The organism is Oceanivirga salmonicida, from assembly GCF_001517915.1.
Taxonomy (GTDB): Bacteria; Fusobacteriota; Fusobacteriia; order Fusobacteriales; family Leptotrichiaceae; genus Oceanivirga; species Oceanivirga salmonicida.
This window is the reverse complement of the sequence record NZ_LOQI01000212.1, coordinates 1-322: the sequence shown is the minus strand read 5'-3', so window position 1 is coordinate 322 and position 322 is coordinate 1. Positions and strand designations below refer to the sequence as shown.

The 322-nt window shown below is 18.9% G+C and carries 1 pseudogene; it reads left to right on the top strand.

The features are described 5' to 3' along the window. Window positions 1-322, top strand: a pseudogene (locus AWT72_RS09925) (hypothetical protein); the annotation flags it as partial.

Genomic DNA, 322 nt, shown 5'->3' with positions numbered 1-322 from the left:
TGATTTTGAAAAAGTAGAACCTAAAATAAAAATTTTGTATTTATTCTTTGAAACTTTAGGTTATGGAATTTATGTAGAAAATGAATTACTATACGATTTAAGTAAAGGAAATAATTTTCATGAAATAGAAAAAATATTTAATGAGTATGCCAAAAATAAAAAATATAAAGTTGTTACTTCCGTTCAATATTATATAAAAGATAATAATATTTTATATTTTCCTGAACAAAAACCTTATACTTATTCCTATTGGAATATGGAAAACTATGATTTTGGAAAATATAAATTAAATAAAGATGAATCTTTAAGAAAAAAGAAAATA